Below are 17,124 nucleotides of genomic sequence, written 5' to 3'. Positions count from 1 at the left end.
GGGAGGTAACACAAAAAATAGGAAATCCCCGAGTTGGGATTTCCTATTCTACACTTCTAATCTGGTATTGACCTATTGATAATTGTTCCTTGATGAAAATACAACCGCCAACTTCACTTCTAGCGTTTCCAAATAGAACTCCGAAGCGTATTGCGATTTTTAGTTTTGTTATGGGGAAATAAGTGGTTAACACGAATCAGGTCGGCCTTCTTCAATTGGAATTCATGTGTGGTTACACTAAATTGACTTAAACTTCTACCTCAACAGCATCTACTTGATCATTACCTTATCCTCTTTATATTTTTGTAGGAAGATAATATGGGTTTGCTTTTACTGCCTCCATAATCTCTTTTGAAGCACTCTCATGAAAAATACGTTTCCACATTTTTAAAAGGTTCTCCTGGGTTACTTCCACTGGTTCAACGCCGATAAATTTTGGAACGTATTTGTCGAGAACCGCATTGGCAGCTGCAAGAGCAAGTGCCTTCCCTTGATCATATGGCAGCTGGGCACTAATTTTTTTGATGTTTTTACCTTTAGCCATATTTAATGCCAATTCATAATCTAAATCAGCGGTACCGATTAGAATATCCTCCCTGTCTAATTCTTTTAAAGCCTCAAGCACTTTAGTGGCTGGCCCCTCCCATGAAACATATATCCCCTCTATAGCAGGATGTTCCTGAATGAGTTTTTTTGTTTTATCAATGACTTCACTTTCATCTTTAAATTGCTCTTCTCCCACAACCTCTAGGTCTGGATATTCTTCAACGAGAATTTGGTGAGCCGCTGTATCACGCTGATTGGTGGCATAAAAATCAGAGTCAAAAGATAACATTCCGATTCGTGTACGGCCCTCCTCCCTCATTGTACTGCCAAGTCCACTGCCGGCCAGTCGCCCATGTGACCACTCATTCACAGAAACACAGCTGATATAATCTTGCTGCTCCATTCCATGAGGAACATTTGTAATTAATATGAGCTTCGCCCTGCTCTCTCCAATCTTTTTAAAAATTTCCGAGGTTTTATTATTTTCAGTGGGAATAGCAATTACTATATCTGGATCAAGTGCCATTAAACCTTCAAGTTGCTTAATCTGCATTTCAGGATCAAAATGTGCATCTGTTACAGCAAGGAGTGAAATTCCCAGTTCGTTAAACAGATCACGAATTCCTCTTTCATGAAGGTGCATCCAAGCAGCTCCTGTATAATGAAAGGAAATCACTGCCGTAGGCTTTTTACTGCGGACTGTTGCAACTTCCTGTTCAGTGATTTGAATCGAATCTACGGATGCAGCCTTTTCTCCAAATGGACCGCGTGCAATGCCGGATGTAGATTGGCGCAGATGTAGCTTTACTGGAACATAAGACGGTTCCTTTTCCTGTGAAGTGTCATTCCTAATATAAGAAAGAATTTTGTCGCTGATTTGCCCTACGTCTGGTCTTACAGCAGTTAATGCTGGGTTAAATAATTTAAACCAACGGCGATCGTTAAAACAAAGGATGGAAAGATCATCTGGACATTGCAAATTCCTGCTGTTTAAAAAGGTAAGTACTTGAAGGAGCGCAGTTTCACTAGTAATAATCAATGCAGTGGGTGGTTCTCTTTTAGAAAGAATCTCGTGAATATTTTCGACTGCGGATGATTCTATTATATATTCCTTATTTAAAGCAATATTACAGTCCTTTAGTGCACTTTTGTACCCTTTAAGAATATCGTCAGGCACTCCATCCTGTTTAAAACAGTCATGCACCAGCGCGATTTTTGCATGTCCATGATTTACCAAGTGTCTTACTGAATCATAAGTCCCTTTATAGTTATCAGATATAATTTTGTAGACTTCATTTGTCTCAAACTCCGTAAAGTCAAGCGCGTTTTCACTTACAATTATTGTCGGGCTTGGTTTCAACGATGAATGAATTTTAAGTGATCCACCCAACGGTCGATCCAACAGTAGCACTTTTCCTATATTTAGTTTTGGATTGGTTGGTGAATAGCTGCTCAACGTTTGTAACAAATCTTCTGTTTGCACATGCACGATGTGCAATTCACTATTAGCAGACGTCTTCTCCTGCAGTGCTTGAATAATATCGGCCTGAAAGGGATGAAAAATGTCTGTAGAAAACACGAGGATCTGCTGCTTTTTATCTTTAGGACTTGCTCCTCTTTTTTTTATGATAAAATTCGGCAATTCCTCTAAAGAGTCAATCACCTCTTCTACCCTTTGTACCGTTTCAGGGCTAACATACCTCGTCCTGTTTACTACGTGAGAAACTGTAGCAACTGAAACACCTGCCATTTTTGCTATGTCTTGGATGTTTGCCATAACTGATTCTCCCTTCCACTATATATTACCTTTTTATATAGAATAACCGGTTCGTTCGATATCCTGTCACGTTTAGTATGAACCCGGCCGGGAGTAAATTCAACTTTTCAGCGTTTTTTTACGTAAAAATCATGCCCACCACATAGTGACGGGTTTCTCTGCTAGAATGGCTTCTTGCACCGTTCGGACTGCTTTTCCCACTCCTTCCTCTGTAGATGCAAGCATATCTTCATGCTCAATAGAAATTACCTCATCAAAGCCTACTGCCTTTAGCGCGCTGAATATGTCCTTCCATCGCTTCACAGATTGACCGTATCCTATGGAACGAAAACTCCAAGCTCTTTCTAAAAACCTGCTATAATGTTTAGAGTCAAGTACCCCGTTAACTTCTATATTACGACTGTCCAAATAAGTATCTTTAGCGTGAAAATGATAGATGGCTTCATGCTTCCCTAAATACTTTATGGCTTCAACTGGATCGATTCCCTGCCATATAAGGTGACTGGGATCTATATTTGCGCCAATATTCTCTCCTGCTCGCTGGCGCAACTCTATCATCGTTTCCGGATTATAAACAACAAATCCAGGATGCATCTCTATGGCAATTTTTTTCACACCATGCTGAGATGCAAAGTTAGACTGTTCTTTCCAATATGGGACAACGACTTCCTCCCACTGCCACTTACGTAACTCAAGGTATTCCGGTGGCCAGGCGCACGTTACCCAATTAGGTACGCGAGCTTTAAAACTATCTCCTGGACATCCAGAAAAGCAGTTTACAACCTCTATCTCTAACTGCTCTGCTAAACGGACTGTATCCTCCCATGTTTGGTGATGGTCATTAGCAATTTCGCTCTGAGGATGGAGCGGGTTTCCCTGGCAACTTAGACCACTAATCACCATTCCGCGATCCTGAATCTTCATTTTAAGTTCTTGGATTTTATCAGGCTTGCTAAGTAACTCTTTCGGATCACAATGACTCCTTCCTGGATAATTTCCTGTTCCTAATTCTACTGCTTGAACGCCAAGATTTTGAAGTCTATCAAGAACTTTATCAAGAGGCTGATCATGATACAAAACAGTAAATACACCAACTTTCATTTCTACTTCTCCTCTATTGTTATGCCTTCTTTTTCTTTCGACCAAATGCTACAGCTAAAATAATAATAATGCCTTGAACAACCATTTGCTGACTAACGTCAAGTCCTTGTAGTATCAGGGCGTTGTTAATGGTCCCTATCATGATAGAGCCAATGACGGTCCCTACTACTGTACCGACTCCACCAAATAGACTAGTTCCGCCAAGAATAACAGCAGCTATCACCGACAATTCATCTCCTTCACCGAAGGTAAAACGTCCTGCCTGCAGACGTCCGGCGTATAACATGCCTGCCAGACCCGCCATCATCCCCGAGGCCATAAAGACTGTCATTTTAATCCTGTTAGTCTTAATTCCCGAGTAAATGGCAGCCATTTCATTCCCGCCGGTAGCAAGCGTTTCACGGCCAAAGGTAAATTTACGTAAAATAATATGCCCAGCAGATGCGATTATAAGAGTCCAAATTAGCAGGATTGGAACACCTAATATACTTCCAGAACCGAAAAGGAATATATAGCTATCACTTAATATAGGAATGGGAGCAGTGCCTGAAACCCACATAGCCAATCCTCGAGCGATCATCATCATTGCAAGCGTAACAAGAAAACTTGGAATAGCTACTCGTGTAACTAAATATCCGTTTACAAATCCGATTGCCAGTCCTGTACCTAGCCCTACCAATACACCGGTTACCATTCCCAGTCCTGCCTGCATCGTCAGGGCTGTAGTTATAGCAGATAAAGCTGCAACTGAACCAACAGAGAGATCAATCTCTTTAGATGAGATAACAAAAGTCATCGCCACACCCATAATAGAAATCATGGCGGTTTGACGTGCGATATTCAGCAAATTGTGAGTAGTCATAAATCCCTGCTCTGCTAACGTAATCGAAAAATAAATTAAAACGATAACAAAGGCGATGTATACTATATATTGTCTCCAATCAAAATTTATCAATTTACCCTTCACCTTGGATGGCACGTTCAACATCCTCCTCACCTTTAATATCTTTTCTGTCTATTGAACTCGTAACCTCTCCATCTTTCATTATTAAAACCCTGTCACTCATTGCCAATAGTTCTGTCATTTCAGAAGAAACGACCAACACAGCTTTCCCTGCATCTGCAAGCTCACGGATAATTTCTATGATTTCTATTTTTGCCCCAATGTCGACTCCACTCGTAGGTTCGTCTAACAATAAAATTTCTGTTTCGTTCAACAACCATTTAGCCAGTACTACCTTTTGCTGATTTCCCCCGGAAAGAAGTGAAATGGTCTTTTGTGTACTATCTGTTTTCACATTTAGTTTTTTTACCAGTGCTTCTACTTCCTTATTTGCCTGCTGATTCTGCAAGAAATTGTTCTTTGAAAGTTTGGCCAGGCTGGAAAGAATCATGTTTTCTTTTACGGAATGACCGAGCACCAGTCCCTGCGAACGGCGGTCTTCCGGTACGAGTCCCACCCCCTTTTGAATGGCCTCCTTAGGTGAAGAAAAGGAAACTTGTTCACCACGGACATTCACTTCTCCTCCATTGACTGGGTCCACACCAAAAATCGCACGAACTGTTTCAGACCTTCCACTACCCATCAGCCCTGCCAAACCAAGAATTTCACCCCCATGGAGAGAAAAACTGACATTTTTAACACGGGAACCGGATTGTAGATTTTTCACTTCTAGCAATGGTTTCCGGCCTTCTTTTTTCGGCCTCTCTACCCACTCAAAGGATTTGACCATGTTGCCTCCAATGATATAATCAATCAGCTCTTCCATTGTTACTTCTGAGCAGGGAGTCGTTATGACATTCGCTCCATTTCTTAGAACGGTAATTCGATCACACACTTGAAAGATCTCATCCATGCGGTGGGAAATATAAATAATAGTGATTCCAGATTGTTTTAGCTGATCAATCAGAGAGAATAGCACTTCTGTCTCTGTTTTTGTCAAAGTAGAGGTTGGCTCATCCATAATTAATATTTTTGTGTTTATGGAGAGTGCTTTTGCAATTTCTGTCATCTGCCAATATCCAACACTAAGGTTTTCTATTAATTCTTTCGGTGAAATAGAGAGCCCCATATCGTCAATAATGCGCTGGCTGTCTTTAAGCATTTTTTTTTCGTCGATCATTCCGAGAGATGTGCGTGGCTCTCGATGAAGAAAAATATTCTGAGCGACGGTCAATTTAGGAATAAGGCTGAATTCCTGAAAAATCATTGATACACCAGCCTGCTGAGCGTCGCGAGGGTTTTCCAAGTTCACTTTTGAATCCTCTATTTCAATCGTTCCATGATCAAGCTGATAAACCCCAGTTAAAATCTTCATCAACGTAGATTTTCCAGCACCGTTTCCGCCCATCAATGCATGGACCTCTCCGGCTTTTACATTAAAATTCACTTTATCGAGAACTGTGTTACCATTAAATCCTTTTTCAATTTCTTTCATTCGGAGTATCGTATTGCCCATACTTACAGCTCCTTTGCTTTGCGTAAAGCAAGTAAAGTTTTTATTTTATAGATAAAGACTTTGTAGATTCCCATTGATCGTTAGCTGCAGAACGAAGAATAGCATCGCTTACTTCACTGATTCTATGTCCTTCTAAGAAACTTGGCTGACAGGATGTATCCTGCTGGAGAGCTTGTAAAAAATCGTGCATCTCCACCATTTTCACTTCACTATAGCCGATACCTAATCCTGGGATTGGCCACAGTCCATCTCCGTATGGATGGGCTGCTCCTGTATAAATTGTTTTATAACCGCGACGGTCCTCAGGATCTTCCGAAAAACAAACCTGCAGCTCGTCTCTCCTTTCATAGTTAAAATAAAGAGAGCCTTTTTCCCCGTGAATTTCAAATGTCAAATAATTGTGGCGACCCCAGGCGTTTCTTGTAGCCTCTAAACTTCCAACTGCCCCATTTTCAAAACGGAGGAGTGTCATCAACTGATCATCTACATCTACTGGTCCTTTTTTACAACTATCAGCTTTAATGTTTCCAAGAGAGTCTGCAACTGCACCTTGAATCGGCCGCTCTTTAACCCAAGTTTTTGTCATCGCCATCACCTGTTCGATATCGGCTACTAAATAATGAGCTAAATCAATAACATGGGTCCCGATATCACCTAGTGCACCAGATCCGGCTGATGATTCCTGGAAACGCCAGGAAAGTGGAGAGTCGGGATGGGCGGACCAATCCTGCAAATATGTGCCGCGAAAAGAGAGAATACGGCCAATCTCTCCATCTCCAATGTATTTTTTTGCTAGTGCAACAGCGGGCGTTTTCCGGTAATTAAAAGCAACCTGGTGCTTCACTCCCGCTTTCTCTACAGCACACAACATTCGCCTTGTTTCTTCAGAATTTCTACCAAGTGGCTTTTCACAAATGATATGCTTTCCGGCTTCGGCAGCTGCTACTGCCATTTCCTCATGCAGATGGTTTGGGGTGACAATGTCAACAATATCTATCTCCTTATCGTCTATAATCTCTTGCCAGCTATCCGTATAAGAAGTAAACCCCAGTTTGTGAGCAGCTGCCTTTGCCGATTCCAATGACACATCTGCAATTTTATATTTTTCTAGAATGATGCCATCATCAAAAAACATAGGTGCTGCTGTCATAGCAAGTGAATGAGCCTTAGCCATAAACCCGCCGCCAATCATCCCTACCTTTAGCTCTTTCATGATCAAAACCCCCTCATTTTTTTTCCATTTCCCCTTGAATCTCTGGTGGCACTTCCTCGTTATACACGAGCTCCCATGACTCAAGCAGGTTATTCCGATTTACCTCTAGAGGCGGAACCGCAACATAAGGAGGTGTTTCCTTATCCAACAGAGCATATCCGGCAAGAATAGCTTCTGTCACTCCCTGATCGTAGGGAAGTTGCGCGCCGATACCTTTAATATTTTGATCACGTGCCATATCAAGCGCTACTCCTGAACCAAGGTCGATTGTAGTAATATCCAGGTCTTCCAAAGCTGCCGAACGCGCAGCCGCCAAAGCTCCTTCTGCTGGTACGTCCCATACTACGAATAACCCATCCAAATCAGCATTCCGCGTTAACATGGCGTTGGCAACTCGTTCTCCATCTTCTGGCTCTCCTATCCCATCACGTTCGACAATTTTGAGATCAGGATATTCTTCGTTGATCGTTTTTTCAAACGCCTCTACCCGTTGCTCTGTTACAAAATAGTCAGCATCATGATAAATGACGCCTATTTCTCCTTCTTCTCCAACCTCTTCTGCCATGCTATGTGCAGCAATGACACCATTTCCATAGTTATCCGCAGAGACAACGCTTACATAATCCTCTCCAGGAGAAAATCCCTTAGGAACATTGTCCATAAATACAAGTTCAACACCAGCTTCTTCTGCCTTCCGGTATGCACTGGCAGTGGAAACCGGGTCTACAGGAACACTGACGAGAACGTCCGGGTCTCTTGCAAGCAGTGTTTCGATATCAGAGGCCTGTTTTTCTACGCTAAATTGTCCATCTGTCACTGCGATGACTTCAACTCCCATTTTCGCGAAAGTCTGCTTCAACCCATTAATCTGGGCTCGTGACCAGTCATTTCCTGCATAATGCATAGCTATAGCTGCTGTATAGTCTCCATCACTGATCTCTTCCGCTTCCTCCACACTCAGTTCAAGAGTATGAGCAGATACTGCCTGTTCTCCTTGAGGTCCTTCGCTATATATCTTTGATTCCGGGATATCAGGGTTAATCCGGATCGGTTCTGAAGCAACATCCATTTCTATATCTTCTGAGACTATCTCGTCACCGCTGCCTTTTTGTGCATTACACCCAGCCATTAGAAGTGTGAATAACACAAACAACCCTGCAACGAACTTTGTTCTCATATTCCTTCCTCCCTTATAATCCAAAGAGAAATACTTTGAGTTATAGGAGAAATCATTTTACCTTCTCCCATCTGCGTGACTCCGCTGAAGCTAATACGGCTTCACATACTTGATCCACCTTATAAGCCTCATTAAATGAAGTAGAAGGCTGTTCTTTGTCAGCAATCGCTTTCAAAAAATCGTAGCTTTCAATTGTTTTCAATTCACCATATCCAATATTCATACCAGGGATATTCCACGTTACTTCCCCATAAGAGTGAGCAGGGCCTGTATAAATCGTTTTAAATCCTCGACGGTCCTCTGGGTCCTCTGAGAAACTTACCTGGAGTTCATTTAAGCGCTCGTAATTGAATAGGATCGAACCCTTCGTGCCATGCACTTCTACAGTAATATAATTATTTCGCCCCCAAGCATTCCGAGTAGCTTCTATACTTCCAACAGCTCCATTTTTAAAATTGACAAGAAAAGATGCCTCATCATCTACATCCACCGGTTCTTTTGCTGCGTCAGGATCTACTTTCACAGTTCCAAGCAGATCTGCACCACCCTCTTGTACAGGTCTTTCCTTAATGAAGGTTCTAACGTTTGATACTACCTCTTCAATATCTCCGGCTAAGTATTGTGCTATATCAATAACGTGAGTCCCAATATCACCTAATGCCCCAGCTCCTGCATATTTTTTCTGAAACCTCCAGGACAAAGGTGAATCTGGATCTGCGCTCCAGCTTTGCAAATATGTTGTACGAATATTGAGAACGTCGCCAATAGAACCATCTTCGATAAGTTTTTTAGCTTGAACAACTGCCGGTACACGGCGGTATTGATAAGCACACATTGCGATAATACCATCGGAGGATACTTGTGCCGCTGCGTCTGCCATAGCTTTTGCGTCTTCAGGATTGTTTGAGATGGGCTTCTCACAAAGTACATGCTTTCCTGCCTCTAAAGCAGCTATAGAAATCTGCGCGTGTGAATCATTCGGGGTACAGATACTTACCGCATCTATTTCTGGGTCATTAATAATGTCATGCCAGTCAGTCGTCCATTCCTTGAAACCAAACCGATCTTTGGAATCCTTTGCTGTTTCCTCATCTATATCACATACGGTTTTCAGTTCCGGAACTGCTGGTGCAGGCCAAAACAGCTTCGGTACATTAGAATAACCTACAACGTGTGCCTTCCCCATAAACCCAGCGCCAATAAGACCAATCTTTATATTTTTCATTACAAACCTCTCCTTTATCTACTATTTAGTATTTTTATTTAATGAAGTGTTTTTTAGAAATTCATACGATACTTTACATGCTTCTACAGGATCACCGGCATAACCGTCGATCTCTACCAGCCAATCCCCTGTATACGATTGGGCCTCAAGAAAGTCAATGATACCGTGCAGATCTAAACTCCCATGCCCTAACGGGACAAATCCTTCACCGTCCCAGTCTTTCAAATGAATATATGGAATTCGGTCTTTGTACTTTTGGATGATCTCTAATGGGTCACCACCGCCTGCGGCTAAGTGTGCAACATCGGGACAAAACGCTATAGATGAGCAAGAAAAAAGCTGATCAATTTGTTCTGGTGATTCAATCATTGAACCTAAGTGTGGATGATAACTTACAATTAACCCTTCCTGGGACACTATAGACTCTGCCTCAGCTAATGATGCTGCCAATCGTTTTATGTCTTTTTGCTCTCCACCTGAAGCTCGAACCGCACCACCGCCTAGCACGAGATGCTTGGCTCCTGCTTCAGCTGCAATTCTGGCTGTCTGGTGAATACGCCACAATTCATCCTGCCATGCATCTTCGTAAATAAAATTTGCTCCAGCATACACACCATAAAGTGAAAGCCCCATCCCTTGAAGTTGTGCTTTTAGCTTCTTAGGCTGACTTGCGAATTGATCCAGATTGCCATCAAACAGTTCCACTCCGTTGAACCCTTGTCTCTGGATTTTCTGAAAAACTTCTTCATCCCTGCACAAAGTTTCATAACGCACGTCTTTGATACTAGTTACTCCGCCGCCTGAACCTACTAAAGGCCCGAAGGCATTAGTCATATAACCAACATTCACTAGTTACCCTCCTCTATATATTTACGTAAATAAATAAAATGAATTGCTTACGGTTAGTAATTTAACACTATATGAAAACGGTGTCAATTATTTTTCGTAAAATTTGCGCAAATAATGCGATAATAATTCAAAAATATGAGGTTTATAGTCTTTTATATATACATTTTTAATCTTTTCTTAGTTTTTTTACGTAAATTATATTTCAATGAATTAGAAAAAACATGAAGCACTTTCTTTTCTGGATGTTAAAAGCTTTCTCGACCAAATCGAAACACAATTGCAATGAAGATGGTATGCATTTCTAGCCCCACCTACAACCCGACTTGAAGAATCATGTAATATAAAGGAAATAAATCAACATTTAAACTTAATTTTTTATTTGAAAAGATCGGTACTTCCCATAACAATTTTCATAAGAAAAGCCTCTCATAAGTACACGGATACCTGGATAGGGTAGACATTGCAGGATTCACCAAGCTCAGTTCCTGTGACTGTAATCCGACTAAAGTGTACTTAACAATCGGCGTGAAATAAATTCACTCTTTTCTCCTTTCCTTTTCTTTTTGGTCATAATCATAACCAAAGCCACTCTTTCCATCTTTCAAAAATAAATCTTCATTATCTTTAATTAAAGTATAAATTGGAGGCAAAAAGACCCTAATTCCTTCTATTAACATTAAATCAACAACATTTGCTTCATCCTTTAATATGGGTAATGAAAACATAAGGATATTTGAATATAATTTCGCTTGTCTAGGTGTCTTTATATGGGCTTCTAACCCTTTAGAGAAATTACTCACAAATTGTCTAGCATCGTCTGCAGATAATTCAATATCAAAGAGGTTTATAACTTAATCTATCTCACTAAAACAAAAGTTTCTTAAATCTTCATTATCCACTGATGGAAGATTCAAAGGGACTTGAATTATTTTTTATAAAAAGGAATTTCCTGTTCCGATAGTATCTGCGAACCGTATCGCTCTTGTAGCGCTGTGGATACAACTAACAGGGTAAAAAACTCACCCAGTTACGAATAAGTTTATAAATAAACCTTCTAAGACTTTCGCACTGTTCTTTTTAGAATAGTGAGAAAATATTGAAAACTTAAAAGAAAAACTTTATAGTCATGGTAGCGCTTCCCAATAATAGTTAAAAATTAGTGGAAGGAGGTAAAAGTTTAAAAGAAGGAAGTGCAATACTAACTATAAAAGGGAGATGAATAGAGTGAAGAAGATTTTTTTTATGGTAGCAGCAACTGTTCTTTTTTTTACAGCATTTGTGCAACCGGTTGCACTAGGGTCGGAATCAAAGCAGAAATCAGATGAGGTTTCAGAATGGGCGAAAGATGATGTCATTTATGAAGTAAATGTCAGACAATACACAGAAGAAGGTACTTTTGAAGCATTTGAAAAGCATCTTCCCCGGCTCCAAGAGTTGGGAGTAGACATTCTTTGGTTTATGCCGGTTTACCCAATTTCTGAAGAGAATCGAAAAGGAACTTTGGGATCTTATTATTCAATTCAAGATTATACAGCGATTAACCCTGAATTTGGAACAATGGAGGATTTTGAACAGTTAGTTCAAAGAGCCCATGATATGGGGTTTAAAGTCATGCTGGATTTTGTTCCTAACCATACGGGGTGGGATCACGATTGGATCTCCGAGCATCCTGAATGGTATATCCAGAATGAAGATGATGAGATTGTGCAGCCACCGGGCACAGATTGGACGGATGTCGCCCAGTTAGACTATGAAAACGAAGAAATGCGTAAAGCAATGATTGAGGAAATGAAGTTCTGGGTGGAAAAAGCAGACATTGATGGTTATCGGATGGATGTTGCAGGACGAGTACCAGCAGATTTCTGGGAAGAGGCAAAAAAAGAACTAGACGAGATTAAACCAATCTATATGTTAGCGGAAGATAGTGATAACCTTAACCTTTTGGAAGAGAGTTTTGATGCTAACTATGGCTGGCCTTTTCTCGGTAATGCTATCGGAGTAGCAAACGGTGAAAACACGGCAGAAGACATTCGTACTTATATTTCAGAGGTAGAGGAAACGTATCCTGAAGGGACTTACCCAATGAATTTCCTTACGAATCATGATGAGAATTCTTGGAACGGAACAAATGAAGATCTTTACGGCGAAGCAAACGAAACCCTGACAGCTCTAACCTTTACTATGCCGGGAATGCCGCTTATTTACTCCGGAGAAGAGGCAGGATTGGACAAGATGCTGGAATTCTTTGAAAAGGACGAAATCAACTGGAACGACTTGTCTATGCAAAAGTATTACGAGAAATTAATTGATCTTAAAAAAGAAAACCCAGCCCTTTGGAATGGAAACTACGGTGGAGATGTTAAGTTTTTAGAGAACTCGAACGAGAATGTTTTAGCGTTTGAGAGAGAAAAGAATGGCAATAAAGTGGTAGTGGTAATGAACCTCACAGAAAATGAGGAGTCTACTACTCTTAAGCCTAGATCTTCATCAGGCAAGTATACATCTTATTTCTCTGATTCTGACTTTATTCTGCGTGGTAAACATACTCTTGATCTAGAACCATGGGAATTTAAGATTCTTGTGCAGAATAAACAAGGTAAGTAAAATTGGGACCACTTGAAATCAATAGCCAGCCTCTTATTATGTGAGCTGGCTTTAAGATAAAATAGGAATAAAAAGAAGGCTGTTGACGAATTCGGTCAACATCCTTCTTTTTATTGATACTTTCCAAAAGTCCTGTAACAAATAAGTTTAATTCACCATCTGAGAGCGCACACTAGGATACAATTGGATGCAAAATTAGTTAAAATAATGGATTTGGTCAACAAATGGTCCACTATTTAAAAGTGCTTAACTGTTTAAAATAGTTCAATATTTTAGGAATATAAACAATAATTAACATTAAAGAGGTTTAGACAGAAATTATAAAATACTGTCCTAATTTTTCCCCAAATCTAAAAGTCGAGTTTCTACATTACAAGAGTTTACAAAATAATAACTTCAAATATTTCCTATTCCCAGGCATCCATAAAATCAGGAACAGTAGTGCTCATAAGATCGCGTGCCGCAAATAACTGGGTGAGCTCCGCTTGCTTTTCTTCAGAAAACTGAGTAGAAATATTATAACGAAACTTCTTATGAAGATCCGGCAAAGCTTCCTCCCTCCGGATACGATGACCGAGTGGATACCTTCTCACCACCTCTTCGGTAGCACTTCCATCCTTGAAATAAACTTTAACGGCATTCGCAATCGAGCGTTTCTCTGGATCCAGATATTCTTTACTAAATTCTGGTTCTTCCACTACTTCCATTTTCCGGCGCAGCTCATCTATCAAAGGATTTTCTGCAATATGATCCTCATAATGGTCAGCTGTTATCTCCCCATATATCAGGGCAATGGCTGTGATATATTGCAGGCAATGGTCCCGGTCGGCCGGGTTAGTTAACTGGCCTTTTTTATCGATTATCCGTACTGCAGATTCATGGGTTCGAATTGTTATGGTATCGATATCCCCAAAACGTCCTTTTACTTGTTCATATAAATCGAAGCCACACTCTGCAGCGGTCTGGGCGTGGTATTCCGCAGGAAATGAGATTTTAAACAGGATGTTTTTCATGACATAGTCGTCAAGTTCCCGGTTTAGTGTGATGGTTTGGCCATCCATCAGCACCTCCTCAAACCCCCAATCATGAGAAGTCAAGGCCGTTGTATAGCCCATTTCCCCTTTCATACTGAGAAAAGCTAACCATACCCCACGGCTGGTCGCGTCTCCTGCTGCCCAAGATTTTCTCGATCCCGCGTTCGGGTAATGGCGATACGTCCTCAGACTGGAGTTATCGATCCAGGCGTTAGAGACTGCGTTCATGATTTGTATTTTATCCCCGCCAAGCATCTGTGTAGCGACCGCGGCTGTAGCTATTTTAACAAATAAAACATGGTCGAGTCCTTGCCGGTTCAGGCTGTTATCAAGCGCAAGCACCCCTTGAATTTCGTGTGCTTTAATCGTGGCTCTCAACACATCCTCTACTGTCAATGGATCCTTACCGATTGCTTCATACTTCCTACTGATATAATCAGTCACCGTGAGTATTCCACCTAGATTATCAGACGGATGACCCCATTCTTTCGCCAACCAGCAATCATTGTAATCGAGCCAGCGGATCATAGTTCCTAAATTGAAGGCAGCCTGTACAGGGTCAAGCACCTCTCTTCTACCTGGAATTTTTGCACCGGTTTCGATCGCTACCCCAGGGACAAGGGGGCCTAACAATTTGGTACAGGCTTCGTAATTTAAAGAGAGAATCGCGCATCCCAAGCTATCCATCAGAACATATTGGGCTGTTTCCAGTGATTCCTTATCCCCAACATCCTCCCTCAATACATAGTCTGCAATATTCTCAATGACTTTATCGAAATCATGGTTACTCATGCACTCACTCTCTTTCCCCGTATTTCGGCAAAACGGTACTGGCAATCTTCTGATCGAGACATTCATAATCAGCTAAACCAATGACATCATATAATTCTTCTCTCGTCTGCATACGATCGAGCAGATGTTTTTGTGTTCCTTGCTTACATATTTCCTCAAAAGTATCCTTGTAAGCTTTGGCTGCAAGGCGCATGGATGTGACTGGGTAGATCACCATAGAGTATCCCATCGATTCAAATTCATCCGCTGTATAGTATGGTGTTTTTCCGAATTCGGTCATATTCGCTAACAGTGGGGCGTTAAGCTGTTCAGAAAACTCCTTGAAATCTGTCTCCTTGCTTAGCGCCTCTGGGAAAATCGCGTCTGCGCCTGCCTGTTCATAAGCTTTTGCTCTCTCCAGAGCCTGTTCTTTTCCTTCAACTCCAAAGGCATCTGTTCTCGCTACGAGCACGACTTCTGGGACGGTTTCTTTTACCATTTCTATTTTCTCTACCATTTCTTCCAAGGAAATCAACTGCTTTCCATTTAAATGGCCACATTTTTTTGGAAGCTTCTGATCTTCCATCTGGATAGCTGCCACGTTGGCTTCGGCCGTCTCTTTGACTGTCCTTGCTACATTCAATGGACCTCCAAAGCCAGTATCTACATCTACCAGTAGCGGCAGATTGGTAGCTCTGGTAATTTCTTTTGCCCGTTCGGCAACTTCGGTGGACTGCAATATCCCTAAATCCGGCAGGCCCTTGCTGGCGGTATAAGCTGCCCCTGATAAATAAAGCGCACGGAACCCAGCTTCTTTTGCCATCAGGCCGGCCATCCCATCATGGGCTCCCATGATTTTTAAAACCGACTTCTGATGGATTAACTCACGAAATTCCTTTGCCAGTTCGGCTTGTGATTTCTGTTTTGATGTTAACCAAGTCATAACGGATTACCTCCTTTTTAAATGATCCAACTCCAATAGAAGAGCATGGTTAAACAGACAATAACAATCCAGATGAGCATCGCTATTAGCCCGACTAGGAATAAATCTCGATCGGTAAAATACCCGTAAGAATAACTGATTAAATGAACGGGAGATTGTGTGACTAACAGAAACCCCGGTATGCCAATCAAATACACCCCCATCGCAAGTGTCAGTGGAGTGACACTGTCCAGCTTTTCCCCAAGTGTGATAGCCGTTGGGAGCATGATCGTCATAAATCCCAATACATTGACAAACACCACACGTATCAGTGAGGTAATGATCAGCACTCCAATCACAAACACCCAGGAATACCAATCGTTGGAATGACTGACGAGAAATGAGACAAGAACTTCTACAGTTCCTGTGTCAATCAACATGTTTGCAAGCATCAGCGTTGCAGCAAAAAAGATCATCATATCCCAATTTACGCCCTTGGTTGCCTCTTCCCATTTCAATACACCTATCCCAGGGAAAACTACCAGACTGGCACCTAATAGACCGACCAGAGGTATCGAATAGCCATGTACAGGTTGTGACATCCATAATCCCAACGTCACCAGCATGATCACCATCATCCGTATTTCTTCAGGGTTTAATCGACCGATTTCCTGCATCTTTCTATCAATCAGGTTTTTCACATGCATGGGTTCAATCTTTTCTTCCGGATACCAGAAAATAAAAACCAGCCACAATAACATGACGAAGGAAAGCATAGGGACACTGAAATACAAGAGCCATTTCATATAGGTGAGGCTTGGGGAAACTTCAGAAAATATCCCAAAAGCATAGATCGTCGAACTTGCCCCGGTCGGTACGAACGCTCCAGATATAGCACTGACATAAGCCACCCCTATAAATAATGCCTTTGGAATATAGTTGACCTCATATACCTTCTTCAGGCTTTTGGATAGATCATCAAGCACCGAACTGACCAGGCTTCCTTTTCCGATATTCGAGGGAATCATCACAGTAAGGACGAACATTAATAAGAAAGAAACTAGAATCAAAAGTTTGCCCGATCCCTTGGCAAGACTCAGGACGTAAAGGGAAACCCTGGCAGCCAACCCTGTCTGGATGAAAGCATACGCTAAGATGAACGTGGAAAATAACAGCCAAACCAAACCGGAACCGAAATAGCTCAACGTTTCATCGTAGGTGTAAAAATGAAAAGACAGTAACAATATTAGAATGATGGAACTATGCGCAAGCTTAAAAACACGCCCAATCCATAATAGCTGGATGATGACCAGCACAGCTACGGATTGAACGGTCACACCCCAACTGGCAAACGGCCAGAAAAACACTGCATAAATCGCCCCTGCCATCGATAATAACATCCATGTTTTATTCATTTTCATCCCCCAGTTTCATGCTTGGATTGGG

Annotated in this window: 13 protein-coding genes; 1 reads left to right on the top strand and 12 read right to left on the bottom strand. The window is 41.5% G+C overall.

Annotation, left to right across the window (positions count from 1 at the left end):
• Nucleotides 1-295 precede the first annotated feature (295 nt).
• From C1A12_RS15250 to C1A12_RS15210, 9 genes are all read right to left on the bottom strand, one after another.
• The gene (locus C1A12_RS15250; RefSeq protein ID WP_101845149.1) at nt 296-2,323 is read right to left on the bottom strand and encodes a LacI family DNA-binding transcriptional regulator; all 2,028 of its coding nucleotides are present in this window, start codon (nt 2,321-2,323) and stop codon (nt 296-298) included.
• Between the two features lie 129 nt (nt 2,324-2,452).
• Nucleotides 2,453-3,424, bottom strand: coding sequence for a sugar phosphate isomerase/epimerase (locus C1A12_RS15245; RefSeq protein WP_101845147.1), 972 nt, complete (start codon nt 3,422-3,424; stop codon nt 2,453-2,455).
• Between the two features lie 19 nt (nt 3,425-3,443).
• Entirely contained in the window at nt 3,444-4,403 is a 960-nt protein-coding gene (locus tag C1A12_RS15240) for an ABC transporter permease (RefSeq protein WP_235001626.1), read from the bottom strand.
• Entirely contained in the window at nt 4,381-5,883 is a 1,503-nt protein-coding gene (locus C1A12_RS15235) for a sugar ABC transporter ATP-binding protein (protein WP_101845143.1), read from the bottom strand. The genes C1A12_RS15240 and C1A12_RS15235 overlap by 23 nt, the downstream gene beginning before the upstream one ends.
• Before the next feature lie 40 nt (nt 5,884-5,923).
• Complete coding sequence (locus C1A12_RS15230; protein ID WP_101845141.1) at nt 5,924-7,096, bottom strand: Gfo/Idh/MocA family protein; 1,173 nt, start codon at nt 7,094-7,096, stop codon at nt 5,924-5,926.
• A 13-nt stretch (nt 7,097-7,109) separates the two neighbouring features.
• On the bottom strand, nt 7,110-8,273 hold the full coding sequence (locus C1A12_RS15225) for a substrate-binding domain-containing protein (RefSeq protein WP_101845139.1): 1,164 nt from the start codon (nt 8,271-8,273) through the stop codon (nt 7,110-7,112).
• 52 nt (nt 8,274-8,325) lie between these two features.
• Entirely contained in the window at nt 8,326-9,498 is a 1,173-nt protein-coding gene (locus C1A12_RS15220; RefSeq protein ID WP_101845137.1) for a Gfo/Idh/MocA family protein, read from the bottom strand.
• Between the two features lie 21 nt (nt 9,499-9,519).
• Nucleotides 9,520-10,347, bottom strand: coding sequence for a sugar phosphate isomerase/epimerase (locus C1A12_RS15215; RefSeq protein ID WP_101845136.1), 828 nt, complete (start codon nt 10,345-10,347; stop codon nt 9,520-9,522).
• A gap of 536 nt (nt 10,348-10,883) precedes the next feature.
• Nucleotides 10,884-11,147 (bottom strand): hypothetical protein, encoded by a 264-nt coding sequence (locus C1A12_RS15210; protein WP_101845134.1) that lies wholly within the window; start codon nt 11,145-11,147, stop codon nt 10,884-10,886.
• Between the two features lie 424 nt (nt 11,148-11,571).
• Between C1A12_RS15210 and C1A12_RS15205 the strand changes: the two genes are divergently transcribed.
• Complete coding sequence (locus tag C1A12_RS15205; protein WP_200816606.1) at nt 11,572-12,951, top strand: alpha-amylase family glycosyl hydrolase; 1,380 nt, start codon at nt 11,572-11,574, stop codon at nt 12,949-12,951.
• Nucleotides 12,952-13,358: 407 nt separating this feature from the next.
• On the opposite strand, the gene C1A12_RS15200 is transcribed toward C1A12_RS15205, so the two are convergent.
• From C1A12_RS15200 to C1A12_RS15190, 3 genes are read right to left on the bottom strand one after another with little or no spacing between them, the layout of a single operon-like run.
• A complete protein-coding gene (locus C1A12_RS15200) occupies nt 13,359-14,777 on the bottom strand; it encodes a bifunctional 2-methylcitrate dehydratase/aconitate hydratase (RefSeq protein ID WP_101845131.1) in 1,419 nt (472 codons plus the stop codon).
• A 4-nt stretch (nt 14,778-14,781) separates the two neighbouring features.
• Nucleotides 14,782-15,699: a methylisocitrate lyase gene (gene prpB / locus C1A12_RS15195; RefSeq protein ID WP_101845129.1), complete on the bottom strand. Its 918-nt coding sequence runs from the start codon at nt 15,697-15,699 to the stop codon at nt 14,782-14,784.
• Nucleotides 15,700-15,716: 17 nt separating this feature from the next.
• The gene (locus C1A12_RS15190) at nt 15,717-17,093 is read right to left on the bottom strand and encodes an SLC13 family permease (RefSeq protein WP_235001625.1); all 1,377 of its coding nucleotides are present in this window, start codon (nt 17,091-17,093) and stop codon (nt 15,717-15,719) included.
• Between the last annotated feature and the right edge of the window lie 31 nt (nt 17,094-17,124).

This window comes from Halobacillus sp. Marseille-P3879, assembly GCF_900240285.1.
Classification (GTDB): domain Bacteria; phylum Bacillota; class Bacilli; order Bacillales; family Halobacillaceae; genus Halobacillus_A.
The sequence above is the reverse complement of the archived record's forward strand: the minus strand, read 5'-3'. Positions and strand labels throughout refer to the sequence as shown.

Excerpts from the sequence above, each read along its gene's own strand:
- prpB (WP_101845129.1), bottom strand. The coding sequence starts at position 15,699 with ATGACTTGGTTAACATCAAAACAGAAATCACAAGCCGAACTGGCAAAG.
- C1A12_RS15225 (WP_101845139.1), bottom strand. The coding sequence starts at position 8,273 with ATGAGAACAAAGTTCGTTGCAGGGTTGTTTGTGTTATTCACACTTCTA.
- C1A12_RS15250 (WP_101845149.1), bottom strand. The coding sequence starts at position 2,323 with ATGGCAAACATCCAAGACATAGCAAAAATGGCAGGTGTTTCAGTTGCT.
- C1A12_RS15235 (WP_101845143.1), bottom strand. The coding sequence starts at position 5,883 with ATGGGCAATACGATACTCCGAATGAAAGAAATTGAAAAAGGATTTAAT.
- C1A12_RS15190 (WP_235001625.1), bottom strand. The coding sequence starts at position 17,093 with ATGAATAAAACATGGATGTTATTATCGATGGCAGGGGCGATTTATGCA.
- C1A12_RS15220 (WP_101845137.1), bottom strand. The coding sequence starts at position 9,498 with ATGAAAAATATAAAGATTGGTCTTATTGGCGCTGGGTTTATGGGGAAG.
- C1A12_RS15230 (WP_101845141.1), bottom strand. The coding sequence starts at position 7,096 with ATGAAAGAGCTAAAGGTAGGGATGATTGGCGGCGGGTTTATGGCTAAG.
- C1A12_RS15245 (WP_101845147.1), bottom strand. The coding sequence starts at position 3,424 with ATGAAAGTTGGTGTATTTACTGTTTTGTATCATGATCAGCCTCTTGAT.
- C1A12_RS15200 (WP_101845131.1), bottom strand. The coding sequence starts at position 14,777 with ATGAGTAACCATGATTTCGATAAAGTCATTGAGAATATTGCAGACTAT.